The sequence below is a fragment of the Bulleidia sp. HCP3S3_C9 genome (assembly GCF_052064035.1).
Taxonomy (GTDB): Bacteria; Bacillota_I; Bacilli_A; order Erysipelotrichales; family Erysipelotrichaceae; genus Bulleidia.
Window position 1 is genome coordinate 1 of record NZ_JBQHWJ010000045.1, and the last position, 20,739, is coordinate 20,739.

Annotated in this window: 20 protein-coding genes and 1 other annotated feature; of the genes, 18 read left to right on the forward strand and 2 right to left on the reverse strand. The window is 35.1% G+C overall.

What is annotated here, in order from left to right:
- Nucleotides 1-132 precede the first annotated feature (132 nt).
- Complete coding sequence (locus ACTND6_RS08100) at nt 133-1,107, reverse strand: metallophosphoesterase (protein ID WP_441023518.1); 975 nt, start codon at nt 1,105-1,107, stop codon at nt 133-135.
- A gap of 46 nt (nt 1,108-1,153) precedes the next feature.
- Here ACTND6_RS08100 and ACTND6_RS08105 point away from each other — a divergent pair, with 46 nt between their 5' ends.
- The 12 genes from ACTND6_RS08105 (at nt 1,154) to ACTND6_RS08160 (ending at nt 12,087) form a co-directional block, all read left to right on the forward strand.
- Nucleotides 1,154-1,912 carry an HAD hydrolase-like protein gene (locus ACTND6_RS08105; RefSeq protein WP_178175394.1) on the forward strand — a complete coding sequence of 253 codons (759 nt, stop codon included), beginning with the start codon at nt 1,154-1,156 and terminating at the stop codon, nt 1,910-1,912.
- 39 nt (nt 1,913-1,951) lie between these two features.
- Nucleotides 1,952-2,145 (forward strand) — a binding site (T-box leader).
- A 34-nt stretch (nt 2,146-2,179) separates the two neighbouring features.
- A complete protein-coding gene (gene leuS / locus ACTND6_RS08110) occupies nt 2,180-4,594 on the forward strand; it encodes a leucine--tRNA ligase (RefSeq protein ID WP_441023521.1) in 2,415 nt (804 codons plus the stop codon).
- Between the two features lie 51 nt (nt 4,595-4,645).
- On the forward strand, nt 4,646-5,383 hold the full coding sequence (locus ACTND6_RS08115) for a segregation/condensation protein A (protein ID WP_178175392.1): 738 nt from the start codon (nt 4,646-4,648) through the stop codon (nt 5,381-5,383).
- The gene (gene scpB, locus ACTND6_RS08120) at nt 5,380-6,072 is read left to right on the forward strand and encodes an SMC-Scp complex subunit ScpB (RefSeq protein ID WP_441023523.1); all 693 of its coding nucleotides are present in this window, start codon (nt 5,380-5,382) and stop codon (nt 6,070-6,072) included. The genes ACTND6_RS08115 and scpB overlap by 4 nt, the downstream gene beginning before the upstream one ends.
- A gap of 8 nt (nt 6,073-6,080) precedes the next feature.
- Nucleotides 6,081-6,851: an SGNH/GDSL hydrolase family protein gene (locus ACTND6_RS08125; RefSeq protein WP_441023525.1), complete on the forward strand. Its 771-nt coding sequence runs from the start codon at nt 6,081-6,083 to the stop codon at nt 6,849-6,851.
- Nucleotides 6,829-7,362 (forward strand): DUF4358 domain-containing protein, encoded by a 534-nt coding sequence (locus tag ACTND6_RS08130; protein ID WP_441023527.1) that lies wholly within the window; start codon nt 6,829-6,831, stop codon nt 7,360-7,362. The genes ACTND6_RS08125 and ACTND6_RS08130 overlap by 23 nt, the downstream gene beginning before the upstream one ends.
- Nucleotides 7,359-7,835 (forward strand): hypothetical protein, encoded by a 477-nt coding sequence (locus ACTND6_RS08135; protein ID WP_441023529.1) that lies wholly within the window; start codon nt 7,359-7,361, stop codon nt 7,833-7,835. Before ACTND6_RS08130 ends, ACTND6_RS08135 begins: the two co-directional genes overlap by 4 nt.
- Before the next feature lie 19 nt (nt 7,836-7,854).
- Nucleotides 7,855-9,150 carry an adenylosuccinate lyase gene (gene purB / locus ACTND6_RS08140; protein ID WP_441023531.1) on the forward strand — a complete coding sequence of 432 codons (1,296 nt, stop codon included), beginning with the start codon at nt 7,855-7,857 and terminating at the stop codon, nt 9,148-9,150.
- Nucleotides 9,151-9,231: 81 nt separating this feature from the next.
- Nucleotides 9,232-10,389: a hypothetical protein gene (locus ACTND6_RS08145; protein WP_441023533.1), complete on the forward strand. Its 1,158-nt coding sequence runs from the start codon at nt 9,232-9,234 to the stop codon at nt 10,387-10,389.
- Nucleotides 10,390-10,418: 29 nt separating this feature from the next.
- Complete coding sequence (locus ACTND6_RS08150) at nt 10,419-11,009, forward strand: thymidine kinase (protein WP_441023535.1); 591 nt, start codon at nt 10,419-10,421, stop codon at nt 11,007-11,009.
- 24 nt (nt 11,010-11,033) lie between these two features.
- The gene (locus tag ACTND6_RS08155; protein ID WP_441023536.1) at nt 11,034-11,651 is read left to right on the forward strand and encodes a lysoplasmalogenase; all 618 of its coding nucleotides are present in this window, start codon (nt 11,034-11,036) and stop codon (nt 11,649-11,651) included.
- On the forward strand, nt 11,635-12,087 hold the full coding sequence (locus ACTND6_RS08160) for an N-acetyltransferase family protein (RefSeq protein ID WP_441023538.1): 453 nt from the start codon (nt 11,635-11,637) through the stop codon (nt 12,085-12,087). Before ACTND6_RS08155 ends, ACTND6_RS08160 begins: the two co-directional genes overlap by 17 nt.
- 2 nt (nt 12,088-12,089) lie before the next feature.
- On the opposite strand, the gene ACTND6_RS08165 is transcribed toward ACTND6_RS08160, so the two are convergent.
- Nucleotides 12,090-13,577 carry a DUF1846 domain-containing protein gene (locus ACTND6_RS08165; RefSeq protein ID WP_178175383.1) on the reverse strand — a complete coding sequence of 496 codons (1,488 nt, stop codon included), beginning with the start codon at nt 13,575-13,577 and terminating at the stop codon, nt 12,090-12,092.
- A 116-nt stretch (nt 13,578-13,693) separates the two neighbouring features.
- Between ACTND6_RS08165 and ACTND6_RS08170 the strand changes: the two genes are divergently transcribed.
- From ACTND6_RS08170 to ACTND6_RS08195, 6 genes are all read left to right on the forward strand, one after another.
- Complete coding sequence (locus ACTND6_RS08170; RefSeq protein ID WP_441023541.1) at nt 13,694-13,996, forward strand: WXG100 family type VII secretion target; 303 nt, start codon at nt 13,694-13,696, stop codon at nt 13,994-13,996.
- Nucleotide 13,997: 1 nt separating this feature from the next.
- On the forward strand, nt 13,998-14,297 hold the full coding sequence (locus tag ACTND6_RS08175; RefSeq protein WP_441023543.1) for a pore-forming ESAT-6 family protein: 300 nt from the start codon (nt 13,998-14,000) through the stop codon (nt 14,295-14,297).
- Nucleotides 14,298-14,397: 100 nt separating this feature from the next.
- Nucleotides 14,398-16,341, forward strand: coding sequence for an Ig-like domain-containing protein (locus ACTND6_RS08180; RefSeq protein WP_441023546.1), 1,944 nt, complete (start codon nt 14,398-14,400; stop codon nt 16,339-16,341).
- A 3-nt stretch (nt 16,342-16,344) separates the two neighbouring features.
- Entirely contained in the window at nt 16,345-20,055 is a 3,711-nt protein-coding gene (locus tag ACTND6_RS08185; RefSeq protein WP_441023548.1) for an FtsK/SpoIIIE domain-containing protein, read from the forward strand.
- Nucleotides 20,052-20,285, forward strand: coding sequence for a hypothetical protein (locus ACTND6_RS08190; RefSeq protein WP_178175378.1), 234 nt, complete (start codon nt 20,052-20,054; stop codon nt 20,283-20,285). Before ACTND6_RS08185 ends, ACTND6_RS08190 begins: the two co-directional genes overlap by 4 nt.
- Before the next feature lie 138 nt (nt 20,286-20,423).
- The coding region (locus ACTND6_RS08195; RefSeq protein ID WP_441023550.1) for an IS110 family transposase at nt 20,424-20,739 on the forward strand (316 nt) is incomplete at its 3' end.

Consider the following 20,739-nt stretch of genomic DNA (forward strand, 5'->3'; position numbering starts at 1 on the left):
TATATACCTCAAATTCTTTTCTGAAATTTGTGAATATACCTGTTTTCATTCTAATTTGTAAACAATTTGATTAAATCTCGTTTATGACTGATACTTTTTCAACAGTCTCGCGTTTGCTTCTTTTTATCTGGCTTATTCTTCATGATTCTCTTCCTGAGGAGTTTCTTCAGGAGTTGTTTCTTCTTTGGATGGAGTATCTTCTGTTGGAGCAGGTGTTGTTGTATCCAGCTTTGAAGAAGGGAGTGTCTCTTCTTTTTTCTGTGTCATTTTTAATGTATATACGACAACTTCTGCGGGTGTAAATAATCGGACGTCCTGATTGACTGTTCCTGTACCGTTTGTGATATCCAGTGTAAATGTGTTATCAATGAGATGCTTTCCTCTTAGATATTGCGTTGCATAGGCAGGTTCATAGAATGAAGTGAAAATGAAGTTTGCCTGTCCACCTAAGGAATGTCCTGCCAGGAAGTAATCTGTTAAATCTTTCGGTACTTCGTTGACAGTGTCTGGTGTATGACAAAGTGTCATGACATATGAATCTTTAGAAACGTTACTGTAGGCACCATCAATATCTTTCGTACCATCAATGCCATTATCTAATCCAACAACAGTAATAAACTGAGAGCCATTTTTATGGATCTGGAAAGATGTATTTTGAATTACTTCAAAGTCAGAAGCATCATAGATTGCATTGACTGTAGATTTCATGACATCACTTGCACCATCAATATCACCATATACCGCAAACTTTCCATATTTTGCCTGAATATTAGAGAATGCTTTTGTGATGAGGGAAGTACTGTGATCATCAACTGTTACAGAGTCTCCATAGATATCTCCACCAAACAAGACAACATCTGCTCCAGATGCATTGATTGTATCAACAAGTTTGTTCAGTCTTTCTTCATTCATATAGATGCCATATTTAAGATCTGAAAAGAAAAGAATATTCATATTGTCTAACTGTTCTGGGATTTGCTCATTATCAATTGTAACGTGTCGCGTAATGAATCTAGCAGGTGCCACAAAAAAAGAATCGATGAGTAAAAAGGCTGTAATAGATAACATACAGAATATCGTCAGTAATATCTTTGTAGAAGTTTTCATGCATCTATGTTACCACAATCTATGATAAAATATCGTAGGGATTATTATGTTTGATGCAAGCTATATCATACAGCTAGATGTTTTGGTGAAAAATGGAATTGCTTCGAAAGGAGCAATTGCTTTTATGAAGAAACTCGAAGAAGAAGGGATGCCATATATCATTGTGACGGAACAGTCTGGAAGAATCCAGGATCATATTGCTGACTATCTTGTAGAAAGAGGGTTTCGCTATATTCGTCCATCTTCAATTTATACAAGCAGTATGGCTTGTAGAGACTATATGCATTTACGTTATCCAGACATGCAGAAAGCGTGTTATTTAGGTGGCGCTGGAATTAAAGAAGTTTTAGAAAAAGGAAACTATCAGATTACATTTGATCATCCAGATTTTATCATTATGGGAATGAATAAAAAAAGTACATACTATGATTATTCAAGAATTTCTTTGGCTGTACAGGATGGTGCAATGCTTGTTTCCAGTGATAATCGCAATGTACAGTTTGTAGATGGATTGCGTATGATTGGCAATGCTGCAATTGTAAAGATGATAGAGTATGCAACGGGATGTAAAAGTATTTCCTTTGGCAGAGGATGTGATAATTATCTTCTGATGGCAAAGCTGTATCTCAATCAGGAAAATATCTTGTTTATTGGAAATGATTTTGAAAGAGATATTCTTCCCGCAATGCATTGTGAATTTACAACTGTATTTGTAACAGAGGGAAATTCTATTGAAAATACAGGAATGAATGAACAGCATCATCCTGATTATATTGTCGAAGATTTGTTTGGCTTAACAAAATGATTTTTCATTGTTTTTGAAATTTAAAAGTGATACACTAATTTCATCGTGATGAAATAAGAATAGTAGCTTATACGTATGGCTTAGAGAGACGGAGATTTGGTGAAATCCGCAGCATATTTACAAGTGAACTCACCTTATGAGTGATCGTTGCTCTGCGTTAAAGAGAAGAATGAAGTGCATATGAAATTTTCATATGAACTAAGGTGGTACCGCGTTTACAAGACGTCCTTAGATTTGGACGTCTTTTATATTTTTTCAGGAGGGTTTATGTACGATCATTTAAAAGTAGAAAAAAAATGGCAGAAGTATTGGGAAGATCATGAGACATTTAAAACAGATGTCTGGGATTTTTCAAAACCAAAGTATTACGTATTAGACATGTTTCCTTACCCAAGTGGAGTAGGACTGCATGCAGGTCATCCAGAAGGCTATACCGCAACAGATATCGTTTCGCGTATGAAGCGTATGCAGGGATATAATGTTCTGCATCCAATGGGATATGACTCTTTTGGTTTGCCAGCAGAACAGTACGCTGTACAGACAGGTAACAATCCAAATGGGTTTACACAAGAAAATATTAAAACTTTTACAAAACAGTTAAAAGAATTGGGATTTGACTATGACTGGTCAAGAATGATCGCAACTTCTAATCCTGATTTCTATCACTGGACACAGTGGATCTTCAAACAGTTATATGAAGATGGCTATGCGAAATATGTAGATATGCCTGTCAACTGGTGTGAAGAGCTTGGTACAGTATTGTCCAATGATGAAGTCATTGACGGTAAGAGTGAACGTGGTGGATATCCAGTTGTTCGTAAGAATATGAAGCAATTGTGTATTGATCAGCCTGCTTTTGCAGAAAGACTTCTAGAGGGATTAAACAATATTGACTGGCCAGAATCCACAAAGGAAATGCAGCGTAACTGGATTGGTAAATCTACAGGTGTAGAAGTTGAATTTAATATCGTTGGTGGCGGTAAATTCTCTATTTTTACAACTTGTATTGAAACAATCTATGGAATCACATTCATGGTTCTTGCACCAGATGGAAAACTTGTTCAGGATTTGATGCCTCGTATCCAGAACCAGGAAGAAGTAAAGGCATATATTCAACAGACACTTTCCAAATCTGATATGGATCGTACAGAATTGAATAAAGGAAAGACTGGATGCAGACTGGAAGGAATCAAGGCAATCAACCCAGTCAATGGCAGAGAAGTAGAAGTATTTATCGGTGATTTCGTATTGGCAAACTATGGTACAGGTGCTGTTATGGCAGTACCAAGCCATGATCAGCGTGACTTTGAATATGCAAAAGCACACAACATTGATATGATTCAGGTTATTGAAGGAAGAGATGTCAGTGAATGTGCATTTGAAAAGCAGGATTATTTAGGCAAAGGATGCAAACTGATCAACTCTGAAGAATTTACTGGATTAACAGTAGAAGAAGCAAAAGTCGCAATTACCAAAAAACTTGTTGCTATGGGTATTGCTAAAGAAAAGGTCAACTATCGTTTCCGTGAATGGATTTTTGCACGTCAGCGTTACTGGGGTGAACCAGTTCCTATCGTACATTTAGATGATGGGACAGATTATGTATTGCCTGATGATGAATTACCATTGATTCTTCCTGAGCTTGAAGATTATAAGGGTCATAATGGGAAAGCGCCATTAGAAAATGCTACGGAATGGAAGAAATATGACAAGAATGGTGTTCACGGTACCCGTGAAACTTCTACAATGCCTGGTTCAGCTGGATCTAGCTGGTATTATCTGCGTTATATTGATCCAAAGAATGAAAAGCAGCTGGCAGATCCTGAACTATTGAAACACTGGATGCCAGTAGATTTATATGTTGGTGGACCTGAACATGCGGTTGGTCACTTGATGTATTCTCGTATCTGGAACAATTACTTATATGATAAAGGCATCGTTCCATGTAAAGAACCATTCCAGAAGCTTGTTCATCAAGGTATGATCTTAGGTGAAAATGGTATCAAGATGGGTAAGAGATTCCCTAAGTATGTAATTAATCCATCAGATATCGTTAAGCAGTATGGTGCAGATACACTTCGTTTATATGAAATGTTTATGGGACCATTAGAAGCAAGCAAACCTTGGTCTATGGCTGGTGTTGATGGTGCTAGAAGATGGATTGACCGTGTTTATCGTTTATTCATTGAATCTGGCAAGTTGACAGATACAAATGATGGTAAATTAGATCTCATCTATCATCAGACTGTTAAGAAGGTTACAGAAGACTATGAAGCTTTAGGTTTCAATACAGCAATTTCTCAAATGATGATCTTTATCAATGAAGCATATAAGGTAGACACTGTATACAAGCCATATGCAGAAGGAATCATCAAGATGCTTTCTTGTATTACACCTCATATCGGAGAAGAAATGTGGCAGCTGTTAGGTCATGAGGAATCTATTGCCTATGCACCATGGCCAACATATGACGAAAGCAAGCTTGAAGTTAGTAAAGTAATGATTGTTGTACAGGTTAATGGTAAAGTCAGAGGCAAGTTTGAAACTGACAAGGATGCGGATAAAGAAGCTGTTGAAAAGCAGGCACTTGCATTAGATGCAGTCCAGAAATTCTTAGCTGAAGGCGAAGTGCGCAAGGTCATTGTAATCCCTAATAAAATCGTAAATATCGTTGTAAAGTAACAAATATGGTCTCTATTAAAAGAGGCCATTTTTTGTTATAATAGTTGCGCTATGAATGAATTTAAAGTAACGATAGACACATTTGACGGTCCATTAGATCTGATGCTTCATTTAATCAAAGAAAAGCAGCTGGATTTAATGAATTTAGATATGAATGTTTTAACGGATCAATATATCGCATATTTAAATCAAATGGAAAATCTGCATTTAGAAATCGCTTCCGAGTATTTAAGCGAACTCGCGACGCTGATTGAATACAAGTCTAAAAAGATGCTTCCAGGAAAACATGAAGATCTCGATGACAGCTATGAGGAAGATCCAAAAGATCGTCTTGTTAAACGATTACTTGAATATCAGCAATTTAAAGAAGCTTCTGAAGATTTGAATGCTTTGTATGAAAGCAGACAGTTGCAATTATCTCGTCCATTATCTGATGAAGTGGATCAATGGATGAAAGAAGATGAATCTTTACCATATGAAGGAAATCCATATGATCTGATGCGTGCAATGAAACGTGTTATGATGCGTATGCGATTGTCTGTTCCACAAGAATCTACATATACTGTCAAAGAAGTTTCTATGGAAGATAGAGAATTAAAAGTGCGTGCAATGCTGGATAAGCTTCCTAAGACATTCCGCTTTGAAAATCTTTTAGAAGATGTACATGATATGCCAATGTTTATCGCAACATTTTTATCCGTTCTGGATTTAGCAAGACAACATACATTAGCCTTTACTGTTGATGAAAATGATGTGATATGGTTTACAAGAGGAGGAAATGCTGAATGAATGAAGATATGAATATGACAGAAAACAATCTTCCTCAGATTGAAGCAAATGAAACAATGGAAGCTCATGAAGAAAAGAATGTGCAGCTAAGCATGGATCCTTCGATTCAAAAAGAGGAAGAAGCAAAGCTTGCACAGAAAGAAAATGATGTGAAGCTCAAAGCAATTCTGGAAGGACTGTTGTTTCTAGTTGGAGATGATGGATTAACGGTTGAACAGGCGAGTAAATCCATGGATATTTCAACCAAAAAAGCAGAACAGTTATTTGATGCACTGCAGAAGGAGTATGTAGATGATTCCAGAGGCTTTGAAATTGAGAGATATGGAAGTCGCTATCGTTTTCTCTCAAAGGCATTTGTGCATGAGGCAGCAAAGAAACTGTTCTCAATTGACAAGATTTCCAAGCTGTCGAATGCAGCATTGGAAACATTAGCAATCATTGCATATAAACAGCCAATTACACGTGTAGAAATTGAAGAAATCAGAGGCGTTGGTGCGGATGTAATGATTCGTAAGCTGGAAGCAAGAGGGCTGATCAAAGAAGAAGGCAGAAGTGATGCTCCAGGCAGGCCTTTCTTGTATTCCGTAACAGATGAATTTATGGATGCATTCAAATTGCTTTCATTAGATGAGCTGCCAGATCTACCTGAATTTAATAAAGATAACAATGATGATTTGTTTCATTCATGAGGCTATGTATGAAACAGAGATATTTGTTGCATATACTTCTTTGTTCCACAATGCTTACGAGCTGCCATTCCTCTAATATAACAGACAAAAAAGAAACAGCGTATCATTGTCGAAATATCAATTATTATGATTATGCAAAACCAGTACCATATACAGAAGAAGCGATTGATGTATCGTATTATGCAAATACATTCTTTGCGGGAGATTCTAGAATGGGCTCACTGTATTTATATACACCATTAAAAGACTATGGTGCAGAAGTATGGTATTGTGAATCTATGAGTCTGTATCGTATTTATGATATGTTAAATCCAGATATGTTTGAACAGTTTCAAGACAATACGTTATATTCACTTTTAACTACAACACAGAAAAAAAATATTTATATCTGGCTAGGAATCAATGAAATTCGTCAGAATGACTGGAATGAATGGAAGAATACATATGGCGAAGTCATTGATGATATTAGAAATCATGATCCAGAATGTTCGGTTTATCTGATGTCCAGCTATAAGCCTGAATATATAACAGATTTAACAGATGAAGAATTAAATCAGCAATTAGCACTTGCAAATGAAGCAATGGCATCATTAGCAAGTGAGAAACATGTATATTATTACAACACAGAAGATGGTATGATTGACGAGGCAAATAAAATCAAAGATGAATATGTCTGGGATGGATTACATCTCAATGCAGATGGTGCCAATGCACTTCTTGATTCAATTGCACATCATGTTGTAAAGGAGGAGACATATGTCAAAAAAATATGTGAGTAGCATATTACTGCTGTCACTATTAACCGGTTGCTACTGGGATGAATATCACGAAGAATCCGTAACAATCCAAAAACCTACAATGACTGTAACTCCAGAAGCTGAACAGGTGGAAGAAGCTGAAACTTCCGGCAAAGCGTATGAAAAAGCAACAGAAATTGTTAAACAATTGCAACTGCAGGATACAATGGACAAACCACTTGTAGAAGGAGCAATCAAGGGCCTGTTCTTCCAGGGGGATGATTCAAAATATACAGATGCTTGTGTATACTTGTCTAATATTGCTGGAAACTCCAATACCGTTGCGGTATTTCGAACAAATAACAGCAATGATGTGAAAGTATCATTACAAACATATCTAGAATCTGCAGAAGCGAATGCACAGGAATATTTTGGAGAAGAAGTGAATAAAATTAAAAATGCACTTCTTGATAGTAATGATAAATATGTTGTATTAGTGATTGCGGATGATATGGAACAGGCAAAAAATATAGTTGAGAAAATATTGAAATGATGAAAAAATATGTATTGGTGATTCTATCGATTGCATTTCTATGTGGATGCACAAGTAATCATGTTTCGATAAATCAGAGTGAAATGTCTCAATCTGAAATGGAAACGATTCAGCTTGTTTCTTCCTTAGGAATGAAAGATGAGCTTGTAGCTGTAAAAAATAGAATTGTCATTGGTATGGTATTTTCTGGAGATAAAGATGTAATTCAAGATGCATCTTTGTATCGATCATCAACAGAAGGAAATTATGATATGATTGGGGTGTTTTATCCAAATGATATGGATGCATGTCTTTCATACATTGATGATTTTCTGATTTCATTGAAAAATGAATGCAATAAAAATTATCCGGAAGAAGTATTTAAGATCAGTAATGCAATTGAAAAACATAACGATACCAAAATTATCCTTGTGGTGAGCAGTGATATAGAAAAAGCTAGACTCGAAGTTGAAAACGTTCTTGAAAATCAATAAGAAGAAAAGGAGAGGTTCTATGATTGAAAGATATTCTAGAGAAGTAATGCGAAACATTTGGACAGAGCAGGCTAAATTTCAGGCCTGGATGGATGTTGAGGTCCTCATTGACGAAGCGTGGAGTGAACTAGGAGAAATCCCTAAAGAAGATGTTGAAAAAATCAGAAAGAATGCGAAATTTGATGTAGATCGTATTCATGAAATTGAACAGATGACACGCCACGATGTTGTTGCTTTTACACGTTGTGTTTCTGAATCCTTGGGTGAAGAAAAGAAATGGGTACATTATGGTGTTACTTCAACAGACGTTGTGGATACTGCGTATGGATTAAGATACAAAAAAGCTAATGAAATCCTGAGACAGGATATTCTGGATTTCATGGAAGTCTTGAAAGAAAATGCTTTGAAATATAAAGATACGATCATGATGGGTAGAACACATGGTGTACATGCGGAAATCACTACATTTGGCATGAAGTTTGCTTTATGGTATGAAGAAATGAAGAGAAACTTAAACCGTTTTGATGAAGCAAGAAAAGATGTTGAAGCTGGTAAAATTTCTGGTGCTGTAGGTACTTTCGCAAATATCCCACCATTCGTACAGGATTATGTCTGTGAAAAGCTAGGTATTCAATCTGCGAATATTTCTACACAGATCTTACAGAGAGATAGACATGCAAACTACTTTTCTACATTAGCATTGATTGGTTCTACAATTGAACAGATGGCTACTGAAATCAGACATCTGCAAAGAACAGAAGTTAGAGAAGTGGAAGAACATTTCAATAAGGGACAGAAGGGTTCTTCAGCAATGCCTCATAAGAGAAATCCTATTGGCAGTGAAAATATCTGTGGATGTGCAAGAGTATTAAGAGGATACATGGTAACTTCTTATGAAGACATTCCATTATGGCACGAAAGAGATATTTCTCATTCTTCTGCAGAAAGAATCATCGCTCCAGATGCTACGGAATTGTTAGATTACATGTTGAATCGTTTTGGAAACATCTTGAAGAATCTAACAGTTTTCCCAGAAAAGATGAAGAAAGATATCTGGCTGACAAATGGTGTTATCTTCTCTCAGAGATTTATGTTAAAACTCATTGAAAAGGGATGGAGCAGAGAACAGGCATATGATACTGTACAGCCTCAGGCAATCAAGGCTTGGGAAAATGATCTCAATTTCAGAGATTTGATTACATCTGTTCCAGAAGTGAAGAAAACATTAACACCAGAAGAAATTGAAGATTGTTTTGATCCAATGTATCACGTTAGAAACGTGGATACAATTTTCAAGAGAGTTGGTATTCTTTAATGCATAGGGCAGGTCAAATGACCTGCTTTTTTTAGATGTTCTTTAGATGATAAGATATCATTTTGTAGTAAAATGAGATGCATGAAGAAATTTTTGAAAGTGTTATTCGTGATAGCATTAATGATCTGTATTGGGATTTCTGCAAATTTTGCCTACTGGTGGACGCAAAAAGGTGGAGAAGCATATTATCACTATATATATCGCAAACAACATGAACCATTTACATTTTCAAGAAAAACAAATACAGATTCTATTTATACAGAAGATGTGTTTATGAATACAATGAAAAAATATATCGATGCAGATGAAAGTGTTTTAGATGAAGTAAAAAATAATTCTTTTTGCATTCCTGGATTGAAATCTACTCGAACTCTTACAGATAATCAGGCAAATGAAATTTCAATCTGTACATCTATGACACCACAAGGTGTAGTATTCTCTGAAGACTATATTTTTATTTCTGCCTATTGCTGTACAAAACAGCACAATTCTGTGATTTATATGCTGGATAAAAATACAAAAGAACTCATCAAAGAAATTGTATTGCCAGACAAGAGTCATGTTGGTTCTCTTGCATACGATTCTTATTACCAGAATTTATGGGTATGCTGCTATGAAGAAACAAAGAAGGTTGCGTTTGTCTGTGCGCTATCTATTTCTGATTGTATTTCGTATGATTTTGAAGAAAAGTATTTACCAGTTCGCTATACAATGCAGTATCAGATTGATACACAGAAACGATCTAGCTTTATGAATTATTATAATGGTTCCTTGTATATTGGATATTTTGAATCTAATATGAAAGCTGAGACAACGATTCAGGAATTTGAAATTACTGACGATGGTGGACTAAAAGAAACAGGAAATCTGATGAGTGATGTATATGATGATGAACCAGATGCCTATGCCTTGCCAGCTAGCTTATTTTACATTAATGGAAATGCACAGGGAATGGCTTTGGATGATATGTATATTGCGATCACGCAATCGTATGGATCGATAGATCATTCTAGATTACGTATCTTTGAAAATACAAAAAATCAGGATGGAAATGTGGATGCTAGAGATGTCAATTATGTAAGTGGAATAGATCTTCCTGTTATGGCAGAAGACTGTTATATGGATGAAAATGGTAATCTGTATATCTGTTTTGAATCTGGAGCATATGCATATCGTTCTAGACCATGTGATCATGTTGACAGGATTGTTTTTATTCCTAGATGTATATTTGCAGAATAAATGCTAAAATATAAAAAGTTGAGGTATGTATGGCAAAATTATATTTTTACTATGGAGCAATGGGTTCTTCTAAAAGTGCAAATGCAATGATGGTTGCATTTAACTATCGTGAAAGAGGCCAGAAAGTTTTACTATGTAAAACAGGCGTAGATACAAGAGATGGTGCAAGAGTCATCAAAAGCAGAATGGGATTAGAAAGTAAATGTGAATTACTGGATGAAATCTGTCACTGGGACAAAGAAAAACTTGGCTCTTATAATGTTGTGATTGTTGATGAGGCGCAATTTGCCACAAGTGAACAAATTGATTTTTTAAGTGATATTGTTGATGATCTTCATGTACCTGTCATTTGTTATGGATTAAGAGCTGATTTCCAGAATCACTTATTTCCAGGATCACAAAGACTGCTTGAAATCTGCGATGAAATCAATGAAGTAAAAACAATGTGCTGGTGTGGTCATAAAGCAATCTGCAATGCAAGATATAATGCTGATGGCATTGTAAGAGAAGGTGCACAGGTGATGCTTGGTGCAAATGATGAATATATTGCTTTATGTAGAAAACACTTTAAGGAAGGAAAATTACACCCAGATCAAGAGGTAGTTGGTTTAACGGATTAATAATATGTATTATTTGGAGGGATGATGGCAAATTTTCTTCTAATATTTTATATTGCTTCCGCATGTATTGATTCATACGCTTCAGAACATAATATGATGCGTAATTTTAAGCTTTTCTTAATGCCTGCATTAATGGCATATTTATCGTTTCATGTGAATCATGATGTTTTACTGTATATTGCTTTATTATTGTCATGGGCAGGAGATGTATATCTCATTAATAAAACAAAAAAGAATTATCAGCTGGGACTGATATCTTTTATGCTTGCTCATATATCATATGGTATCTATTTTATTCACCCGCTGCCGCTTACAAGTTTAATGTTCTGGGTTGGTGTTTTACTGTATGGAATTGCGGGTTGTCTTTACCTGAAGCTGATTCTTCCTGTAGTGCCTGCTTCGTTTAAGAAAGCTACCATTGTGTATGTGATTACGATTCTCTTTATGAGTTTGATGGCGTATGTCAATATGATCAAAACAATGAATATCTTGTCATGGCTTGGATCAATTGTGTTCTTGATTTCTGATACGCTGCTTTCTTATCAGACATATACAAAGTCACCGCAAAGAGGTGTGATGGAAACATATAGTATTGCACAATTGCTGATTGTTTTAGGAGTTATTTATGCTTCTGGAGTATAAACACGCAGACAATGATGATATTGCATCTATTTTTGCTATACAGAAAAGAAACGTACAGCTTTATGAAGATCAGACAGTTGTTGATCTAAGAGAAGTTCTTCAACAGATGCAGAATCATCTGCAGGCAAATATTGAATCTTATACAAAGATTGTATGTGGGGAAAATGTTGTTGGATATTATCGATGCAAAGAAAGCTATGATTTTTCATATGATCTTTCTTTTCTATATATTCTGCAACAATATCGAAAGCAAGGGATTGGAACACAGGTGTTAGACCATATCAAGGAAAGCTGTGAAGACCCACTTCAAATCACGATTTATCTCAGGCAGGTAGAAATCTATGATTTCCTGGTGAAAAGAGGATTTGTTGTACAAAGCCAGATTTCACGTTCAAAAATCAGTCTTAAATATGATAAAAAAAATAAGATCGGCTGATCTTATTTTTTATGATATAGACGTTTTTGAGAATATTCAGGATCAAACGTAACATTGACACCTAATCTTCTGAAGATATCCGCATCTTCTAGAGGTAATACAACTGTAGAATGTGCTTCTGATCCTTTCAGTTCACTTAAGTGTTCCATTGCCTGAGAAACAAGTGGATTTGTTTTTTCTTTCATTGCCAGGGCAATCAATACTTCATCAGAGTGAAGTCTTGGATTGCGGTTGCCTAAGTTTTCTACTTTTAATTTCTGAATCAATGAAACGGATTCATGATCAATGAGATCTGTTTCCTGGTCAATATTGGATAGTGCCTTGATTGCATTAACAATACAGGAAGCACTTGGTCCAAACAAATCACTTGTTTTTCCAGTGACAAATCTTCCATCTGGCAACTGTAATGCCATTGCTGGAGAATGTGTTTCGTTAGCCTTGTTTCTAGCTCTTAAAACAACATCTCTGTCATTGACTGTTATACCGCATTCATTCATCAATACTTCAATTTTCTGAACGGAAGATTCTGGCAGTTTGTTCTGCTTATATTGATAAAGTGTCTGGTAGTAGCGACGAATGATTTCCTGCTGAGATGCTTCCTTTGCGGCATCTTCATCCGAGATGCAGAATCCAATCATATTGACACCCATATCAGTAGGAGACTTGTATGGAGAATCCTTCATAATCTTTTTGATGATACGATTTAGTACTGGGAAAATTTCAATATCTCGATTGTAGTTGACTGCTGTTTTTCCATATGCTTCTAAATGGAATGGATCAATCATATTAATATCATCTAGATCGCAAGTAGCTGCTTCATATGCAAGATTAACTGGATGGTGTAATGATAGATTCCAGACTGGGAAACTTTCAAACTTTGCATAGCCACTATGGATGCCATTCGCAGCATCATGATAGAGCTGTGAAATGCAGGTTGCCATTTTACCTGAACCAGGTCCCGGTGCAGTGACAACAACAAGATCTTTTGTTGTTGGAATATACTGATTTTTGCCGAGTCCTTCACTGGATACAATAAAATCTACATCTGTTGGATATCCTTTGATTGGATAGTGCAGGTAAGATTGAATTCCTGAATTTCTTAATGCATTTCTAAATGCATCAACGCCATTCTGATGTGCATATTGTGTAATGACTACACTGCCAACGTAGAGTCCTAATTCCTTGAATGCATCAATCAGGCGGAATACTTCCTGATCATAAGAGATGCCTAGATCACCACGTGCTTTTGAATTTTCTATGTTATTAGCATTAATACAGATGATGATTTCAACCTGTTCTTTGAGTTCTAATAAGAGTTTAATTTTATTATTTGGATCATATCCCGGTAATACTCTGGATGCATGGTAGTCCTGGAACATCTTGCCTCCAAATTCCATATATAATTTACCGTTGAACATTTGAATTCTCTCAAGAATTTTATCTCGCTGCATTGAAAGATATTTTTCTGAGTCAAAAGCTTTTTTTATCATGATTTTACCTCGCCCCTAAAGATTATAAAGGAAGTTGCTCATTTTTTAATAAGAAATTTCATTTTTTTAGGGAGATTTGCTTTTTTTCGTGAATATATATTTAGGAGGATAAATATATGAGAAAAATAGCAGTAGAAGTTGAGCAGCTGGAATCCTGTGCTGCTCGCATGGAAGAAAAAAATCAGGATTATCTGCATCATTGTGATTTGTTGTTTCAATCGGTAGAAACAATGTCGAATGCATGGAATGGAGAGGACAATCGTGCATTTACATCGCAGATTGCTTCTTATGAATCTAATTTCAGGCAGCTGCATCTTCTAGCATCACAATACATTGATTTCTTAAGAAACAGTGCACGTTCATATCGCAATACACAGCAGGAATTAACAAGCATGATCAATGCATTAGGAGGAAAGTAACATGGCTACTATTCATATTTCTTTGCAGGAGGTGCAGGATACTGCAAACCAGTTGCGTTCGTTAAATATGTTAATGGACGAGGAATTAAATGCAATGAAGAGTGAAATGAATCGCTTAGACAGTTCCTGGATTTCAGATGGTTCTTTAGAAATTCGCAACAAATTTAATTTGTTTTCTTCACGTTTTGAGAAACAGAAAGAAACAATTAATCAATATGCTAAGTTCTTAGATTTGGCGGTATCTTCTTATGACACACTGGAAACAACGATTACATCGAATGCATCGGGCATGCAGGTCTAATACCGCTAGTTTCATAGTTATAGCGTGTATTTTTTTAACACTTGTAAGTGCATGTAAAACAAAAGAGATATCATCTATCACTTTATCCGATTGGATCATAATGCTTGATGAAGATGCAGGTATTGATTCATATATGCAGCAGACACCATATTTTATCAATGTGAATAAAGATGATGTATGTTTTGATGCCGTACAGGCTGCAGTAGAGTGGGGCGTATTGGAACAATCGTATGCTTTTGATCCTGATGAAGTATTAACGAAAGAATACTGTGCATATACATTAATGAATCTTGTTGGCAAAACAGATGGTGACATTAACATTAAGGATATTTCTGATTCGAATTTTAAAAAACAGATTGAGGCTGCAGTGAGCAGTGGACTCATGAAATTAGATCATCGTTCTATGTTTTATCCAAAACAAGCTCTTGATCGAAAGGAAGCAATAACGTATTTACAAAAAGCCGTTACATACATTAACAACCGTGAAATTACAGAAACACATACAGAGATTACATGGAATCAGAATACAGATGTGAAAGAAATTGTACCTGTATCTTATGATGCCTCATCTTGTTCCATACAGATTGATGATCCTTCTTTACAGGAAGGAGATCTCATTCATTTTCAAGATGGTTCTGAAGAGCAGTATTTTCAGATTGAAAGAATAGATGATACAACTGCGTACTTGAAAGAAATTAATTTACTGGACTATACAGAAGATATGGATCTTTCCAGCAGTCAGGAATTGAATTTTGAAAATGCAGAAATCGTTGATGGTGAAGGGGAGATATTACAGGAAACATCTTTTACAAATCATTTGACAATGATGTCTACAAAACCTCTTCAAAGAACGTTTCATATTGGTGAATTTAATGTTGTGGTAAGTGTAAGCGGAACGGCTCTAAAAGCAGAAGTGAATAAAGTATTACCGTATGGTTCAAAAGTTTACAGTTCTTTAAAACTGAGTGGAATGCATGTTGATTATCAATGGAAAAGCAAAAAAAAAGATGTCAAAGATGCATATTTTAAAGTTAAGTTTTCAACCAATGAAAGTTTTGGATTAAAGAATGGTTCTTATAAAAATCTGTATGGAGATTTTTCAAAGGCTGACAGTCAGAATCTACTGTCTTCTTTACCGAAGATGTTTGTTGAAAAACAAGATGTTGTAGAAAGAAGTTTAGAATTATGCAAAATCAAAGTTCCCGTTAATGGTGCACCGATGATGAATGTATCTATTGGATTGCGTATGAATCTGTATGCTTCAGGCAGAGTTGAACTTTCTTTAACACAGAATTCTGAAATTGGCTGTGAAGTAAAAGATGGTCAGATGCGTATGATTCATACAATGAATCATACAAATATGAATCGTTTTAAAGCAAATACAAGAGCAGGTGCAGGTATTGACGTCGGTTTGAATCTAGCTTCGCTGCGTTTAATGGATGTGAGTTTAAATGCAGCTGCAGAAGCTTCTTTGAAAACATCACTGCATATTTATGAAAATGATGAGCATAAAGTGATTCCAACTGAAGTTGGAAGTGACGTGATGGATGAAGTGCTTGAAGGAAATTCTTCGATTCTTGTATGTAGTGATATCAATGCAGAACTTGTCTTATATCTGAAGATGAACAGTGCAAAATCACAGCTTGGAAAGCTTGGGCTTACAAAGAGAAATGATTTAGCGAAACTGTCTTTTCTTCCAAAAGGAAAAACACATTTAGAGAATTTTCAATTCGTTTCAAAATGTACGAGAAAAGACCGTTTGAAAGCAGCAAAACTAGATTCACTTTCTGTCAGTAAGAAAATCCAGCTTGTAGACTATTCCTTTGTTGTACATGCAGGATACGTAAAAGCAATTGGTATCAAAGCATTGCCAGAAGGCTATACAAAAAATGATCTTGTATATACTTCTTCAAATACAGATATTGCCAGTGTAGATGCAGATGGAAACGTCAGTGGATTACAAAGCGGCAGTGTTGTTGTAACAGTGGCTACGAGTGATAAGAAACATTCTATTTCGTGTAATGTATTAGTGAGTGAAAAATAAAATATGATTTTATGGATCAGAGAGAACGATACATGTTATCCATATGTGTTGAAATACAGACAAGAAAAAATCATGATTTCTAACTACGCATTGACTGTTACAAAAAACAACACACAAGTGTATTTACGATCTGTACGGAATATTACATTAAGCAAAACTGTGTTAAACAATGAAGAAGTCTGTGAAATGCATAAAGGAAACAATGTAATTGCACAATTTTTACTGCTCATAGAACACAATAAAAATATCTATCGTAAATACGCAATGAAAGATTGTATTTTGATTGGCGGAGAAAAACATTGTGATATTGTTATTCCTTCCTTAGCTGATGTTGTATTAAAAATTGATACAATACAGCATCTCATCATTTCCTGTAGAGAATATCCATTTATTTCCTTTAACAAGAATGCATTTCTTCAAGATACAACATATCAATTTCTAGATGTCTTATGCATTCATGGATTACGTATGATCTTTATGGATGATGGTATCATGCTGCGTACTCTTGCAGATGAAGAAATTCATCTGCAGGAGTATGTTTCTCATAAAAAAGAAATGAGTTTTTCGCCTGAAAAGAAAATACGAGTGATTCAAAACCATGTGCCATCATACAATGATGAATTGCATTATGATATTCCATTACAATTAGAAGCAGTCTATCCTTCACATTTGCGCCCATTTCTTTTAGAAACAGGCCCTGCATTGCTCATGTCTTCTGCTTCTTTATCTGCAGCACTATTTGCGGCATATCAAAGCTATATGAATGGAAGAGATGTGTATTCACTCATCCCGATGATTCTTCTGCCTTCTGTGATGCTTGTTTCTTCTTTATTGTTTCAGCCATTGAATCGTATATATGATGCTCGTCAAAAGAAAAAAATAACCATGCAGAATCAACAGAAGGAACAAGAATGGATTAATGCGTATTATATGTATTATGATTCTTTCGCATCTGCGTATAGAAAATATATGGATATGTATTTTCCTTCCTGTTCACTTCTAAAATATAAAATTGAAACGAAAGAAGATCGATACCTGCATTCTATCCATGATGGAATACAACTTCGTTTCTTTGATACAAAAGATGTGATTCATCAAAACGTTGATGAAAAACTTAAACAGACAAATGATGAAAATCTGTATCCTAAAATAAATTCATTTCATATATACCATAAGATTGCGATAAAAGATGAAGGAGAAATGTATCTAAAATATATCTTTCTGCAATTCATATATTTATATGACTGTCCATGTATTGTGTATGCGGATGCATTCTGGCTTAAGAAACATCAATGGGTTCGTCTTGTTCCGAACTGTCTGTATCATAATCAAAGAATGATTACTTCATCTTTCAAAGAAGCAAAAGAATTCAGTGAATGTCTGAAAGATAAAAAGTTTTTAACAATCATCATTGATCAAAAAGATCTTTTAGAAAATGAAGCAATGATTGTATTTACAAAAGATATTGATACAGTTCAGTGTGATTTAGCAATCGATATAGAAAATACATGTGCATATGACTATTTAACAAAGCAGCAGTGTTCTTTTACATATGATATATGTGAATTAGATATGCAATACCTCTTATATCATCTTCAGAAAGATTCGTGGATCATACATCAGAAAGAGCAGGATTTCTTTTCTATACAGAATATGGAAAGAGTAACAATGCATGATATTTATGAACGGTGGCATAGAAATGATATCAATGAAGGATTATTGGCAGTGATTGGCAATGACAAGAATGGAGAGCATATTCTATTAGATCTTAACGAGAAGAAGGATGGTCCACATGGATTGGTTGCGGGTATGACAGGCAGTGGAAAAAGTGAGCTGATTATTACGATGTTGTTATCCATTGCATTGAATTATTCTTATGAAGATGTGAATTTTGCTTTGATTGATTTTAAGGGTGGCGGCACAAGCAATGCATTAAAATCATTGCCTCATATTTGTGGTACGTTATCAAATCTAGATACAAAGCATATGGAAAGAGCACTCGTATCTTTTCAGAATGAATGCATTGAACGACAGAAGAATATACAAAACATGAATGAAAGAAGTGTTCATCCAATTACAGATATTACTTCGTATCGAAAGCATCTTTTTCAATTCAAGGACATGCCAAAAATGGCAGACTTAGTGATCGTTGTGGATGAGTTTGCTGAAGTGAAAAGACTGCAGCCTGATTTTCTGCGTGATCTTGTTTCAATTGCGCGTATTGGCAGAAGTTTAGGGATACATTTGATTTTATGTACGCAAAAACCTGCAGGAATTATTAATGAAGAAATCTGGGCAAATTGTTCATTTCAGATTGTTTTGAAAGTTGCAAGAAATCAAGACGCACATGAAGTAATTCATGAACCATTTGAAATGGATTGCAAAAAACCAGGTGATTTTATTTTGTACAGTACGTATCAAGGATTGGTTCATGGAAGAAGTGCATATGCTTCCAGTAAGACAAAACATGCCAATAATCGTGTCGATATATTGCATTTGAATGGGAGGGTACAATGTACCAACGATATCGAAGCAGAATCTCCATGCAGTGAGATTCTTCAAATATTTCAAACATCAATTCATGAGTCTATCAAACAATTATGGAAACAGCCATTAGAGAAACTCTCATATGAATCAGCATATCTGCCATTTGTATTCGCAAAAGCAGATGATTACTATCATCGAGCATATATTGATTTATATTTGTATTCCACGCAGAAAAGAAATACAGTATTTCTTTGTCCAGATTTAGATGCTAGAAAGAATTGTCTTTCTACGATCTTACATGTTCTTTTTGTTTCTATGCAAAAGGAAGAATTGTTTGTAATTGATGATTTGCATTTCTTTGAGAAACAATGGCAGACAATTCACCCAGACTGGATTACACTTTGTGACAGTACAAATGCAGAACTGATTCATAATGTATTTCACTATCTAAAAAAACAGAAGAAGGAAAAGATTTTCTTGATTACAGATTTATCAAAATTTCTTCAGGAAGATGAACAATATCCTATGTTGTTTCATGAAATACTGGAACATGCTTCCATGTATGAAATGCATGTCATTACATTCGTATCTTCTTGTGATGCATTGCGCTATCGAGATTTTGTCTTTCTAGAAAATCGGTATGTCTTACAAAGTGATACACTTCCACAGATCCAGCAGTTTTTAGAGACAGGAGAGAAGAAAATATGTTCTACTGTAAATGAAGGATTATGTAAAATGGATCATGTTCTTTCATTTCAGTTACTGGAAACATCTACTTCAAAACTCGTTCAACTTTTAAAACAGTCACATGCAAATACTAAGAAAACAATCATTCCATGTATGCCAGAAAGAATTGATCGTACACAATACAAAGGTGGAAAGATTCCATTAGGCATTTCCTATACAGACTACACATGGCTGACGCTTATGCCAACACAGTCAGTCTATATTGTTTCAATCTATAAAGAAGAATGGATTGCTTATCGTAAAACAATGCAAATATATGCGAAGTGCACAACAAGAAAAGATTCAGATGAAGAAGATGGCCAGTTGATTTTCCTTTCTTTAGATGAATATCGGAAAAAGCATGCAGAAGATCGTGATGTTTTGTATGTTGGTACATCTTTTCACCAGCAATATACATTTCATTCCAGATATGAGGTAAAACATGAATATCAGGCAATCTATTTTCATGCATATGAAAGCAATCTTGTGAGGATATTATGATTATTCTATACATTGATGATGTCATTTATGAAGCAAAATACGAAGTGCGTACAGATACAACGATATCGTTTTATGAACTGATTCATACATGCAGGAAAATGTTGTTTCGTGAAAAAAATCAGGAAGAACAGCTTGTTGTGTATGAAAAATATTCTCATATGGAATGTGATGTTGATGTATCTTTATCTACTTTGTTCATACAAAATGGAATGTCATTTTATGTGTTGTGATGATAAACTAGTTACTAGAGCTTCCTGTAACATGTAAATGCAGAAGTGGAAAGGAAGAATGAAATAAAAAAGTACCTGTCGTAAAATTGAATCTGCTGATCTTGACCGGTTAGCTGAAACAATAATACGGAGGTACCTATGAAGAATTGTAACAAACAAAACGAAAAGATTGAACTAGTTGATGAAAAAACTTTAGTAATTGGTGTTGATGTTGGATCATATGATGAATATGCCAGAGCATTTACATGCAGAAAACAGGAGTTATCAAAAAAACCATTACACTTTCATAATACTGCAGAAGGATTTAAGACGTTCAAATACTGGGCAGTTAATATCATGAAAACAAATGGTCTTGAAAAGATTATCGTTGGTATGGAACCGACTTCCATATATTGGGAAGCTTTAGCTACATATTGTAAAGATAATGGAATGATTCTTGTACATGTAAATCCTG

Bases quoted from the DNA above. Each gene is read 5' to 3' on its own strand.
- ACTND6_RS08100 (WP_441023518.1), bottom strand. From the start codon at position 1,107: ATGAAAACTTCTACAAAGATATTACTGACGATATTCTGTATGTTATCT.
- ACTND6_RS08105 (WP_178175394.1), top strand. From the start codon at position 1,154: ATGTTTGATGCAAGCTATATCATACAGCTAGATGTTTTGGTGAAAAAT.
- leuS (WP_441023521.1), top strand. From the start codon at position 2,180: ATGTACGATCATTTAAAAGTAGAAAAAAAATGGCAGAAGTATTGGGAA.
- ACTND6_RS08115 (WP_178175392.1), top strand. From the start codon at position 4,646: ATGAATGAATTTAAAGTAACGATAGACACATTTGACGGTCCATTAGAT.
- scpB (WP_441023523.1), top strand. From the start codon at position 5,380: ATGAATGAAGATATGAATATGACAGAAAACAATCTTCCTCAGATTGAA.
- ACTND6_RS08125 (WP_441023525.1), top strand. From the start codon at position 6,081: ATGAAACAGAGATATTTGTTGCATATACTTCTTTGTTCCACAATGCTT.
- ACTND6_RS08130 (WP_441023527.1), top strand. From the start codon at position 6,829: ATGTCAAAAAAATATGTGAGTAGCATATTACTGCTGTCACTATTAACC.
- ACTND6_RS08135 (WP_441023529.1), top strand. From the start codon at position 7,359: ATGATGAAAAAATATGTATTGGTGATTCTATCGATTGCATTTCTATGT.
- purB (WP_441023531.1), top strand. From the start codon at position 7,855: ATGATTGAAAGATATTCTAGAGAAGTAATGCGAAACATTTGGACAGAG.
- ACTND6_RS08145 (WP_441023533.1), top strand. From the start codon at position 9,232: ATGAAGAAATTTTTGAAAGTGTTATTCGTGATAGCATTAATGATCTGT.
- ACTND6_RS08150 (WP_441023535.1), top strand. From the start codon at position 10,419: ATGGCAAAATTATATTTTTACTATGGAGCAATGGGTTCTTCTAAAAGT.
- ACTND6_RS08155 (WP_441023536.1), top strand. From the start codon at position 11,034: ATGGCAAATTTTCTTCTAATATTTTATATTGCTTCCGCATGTATTGAT.
- ACTND6_RS08160 (WP_441023538.1), top strand. From the start codon at position 11,635: ATGCTTCTGGAGTATAAACACGCAGACAATGATGATATTGCATCTATT.
- ACTND6_RS08165 (WP_178175383.1), bottom strand. From the start codon at position 13,577: ATGATAAAAAAAGCTTTTGACTCAGAAAAATATCTTTCAATGCAGCGA.
- ACTND6_RS08170 (WP_441023541.1), top strand. From the start codon at position 13,694: ATGAGAAAAATAGCAGTAGAAGTTGAGCAGCTGGAATCCTGTGCTGCT.
- ACTND6_RS08175 (WP_441023543.1), top strand. From the start codon at position 13,998: ATGGCTACTATTCATATTTCTTTGCAGGAGGTGCAGGATACTGCAAAC.
- ACTND6_RS08180 (WP_441023546.1), top strand. From the start codon at position 14,398: ATGCTTGATGAAGATGCAGGTATTGATTCATATATGCAGCAGACACCA.
- ACTND6_RS08185 (WP_441023548.1), top strand. From the start codon at position 16,345: ATGATTTTATGGATCAGAGAGAACGATACATGTTATCCATATGTGTTG.
- ACTND6_RS08190 (WP_178175378.1), top strand. From the start codon at position 20,052: ATGATTATTCTATACATTGATGATGTCATTTATGAAGCAAAATACGAA.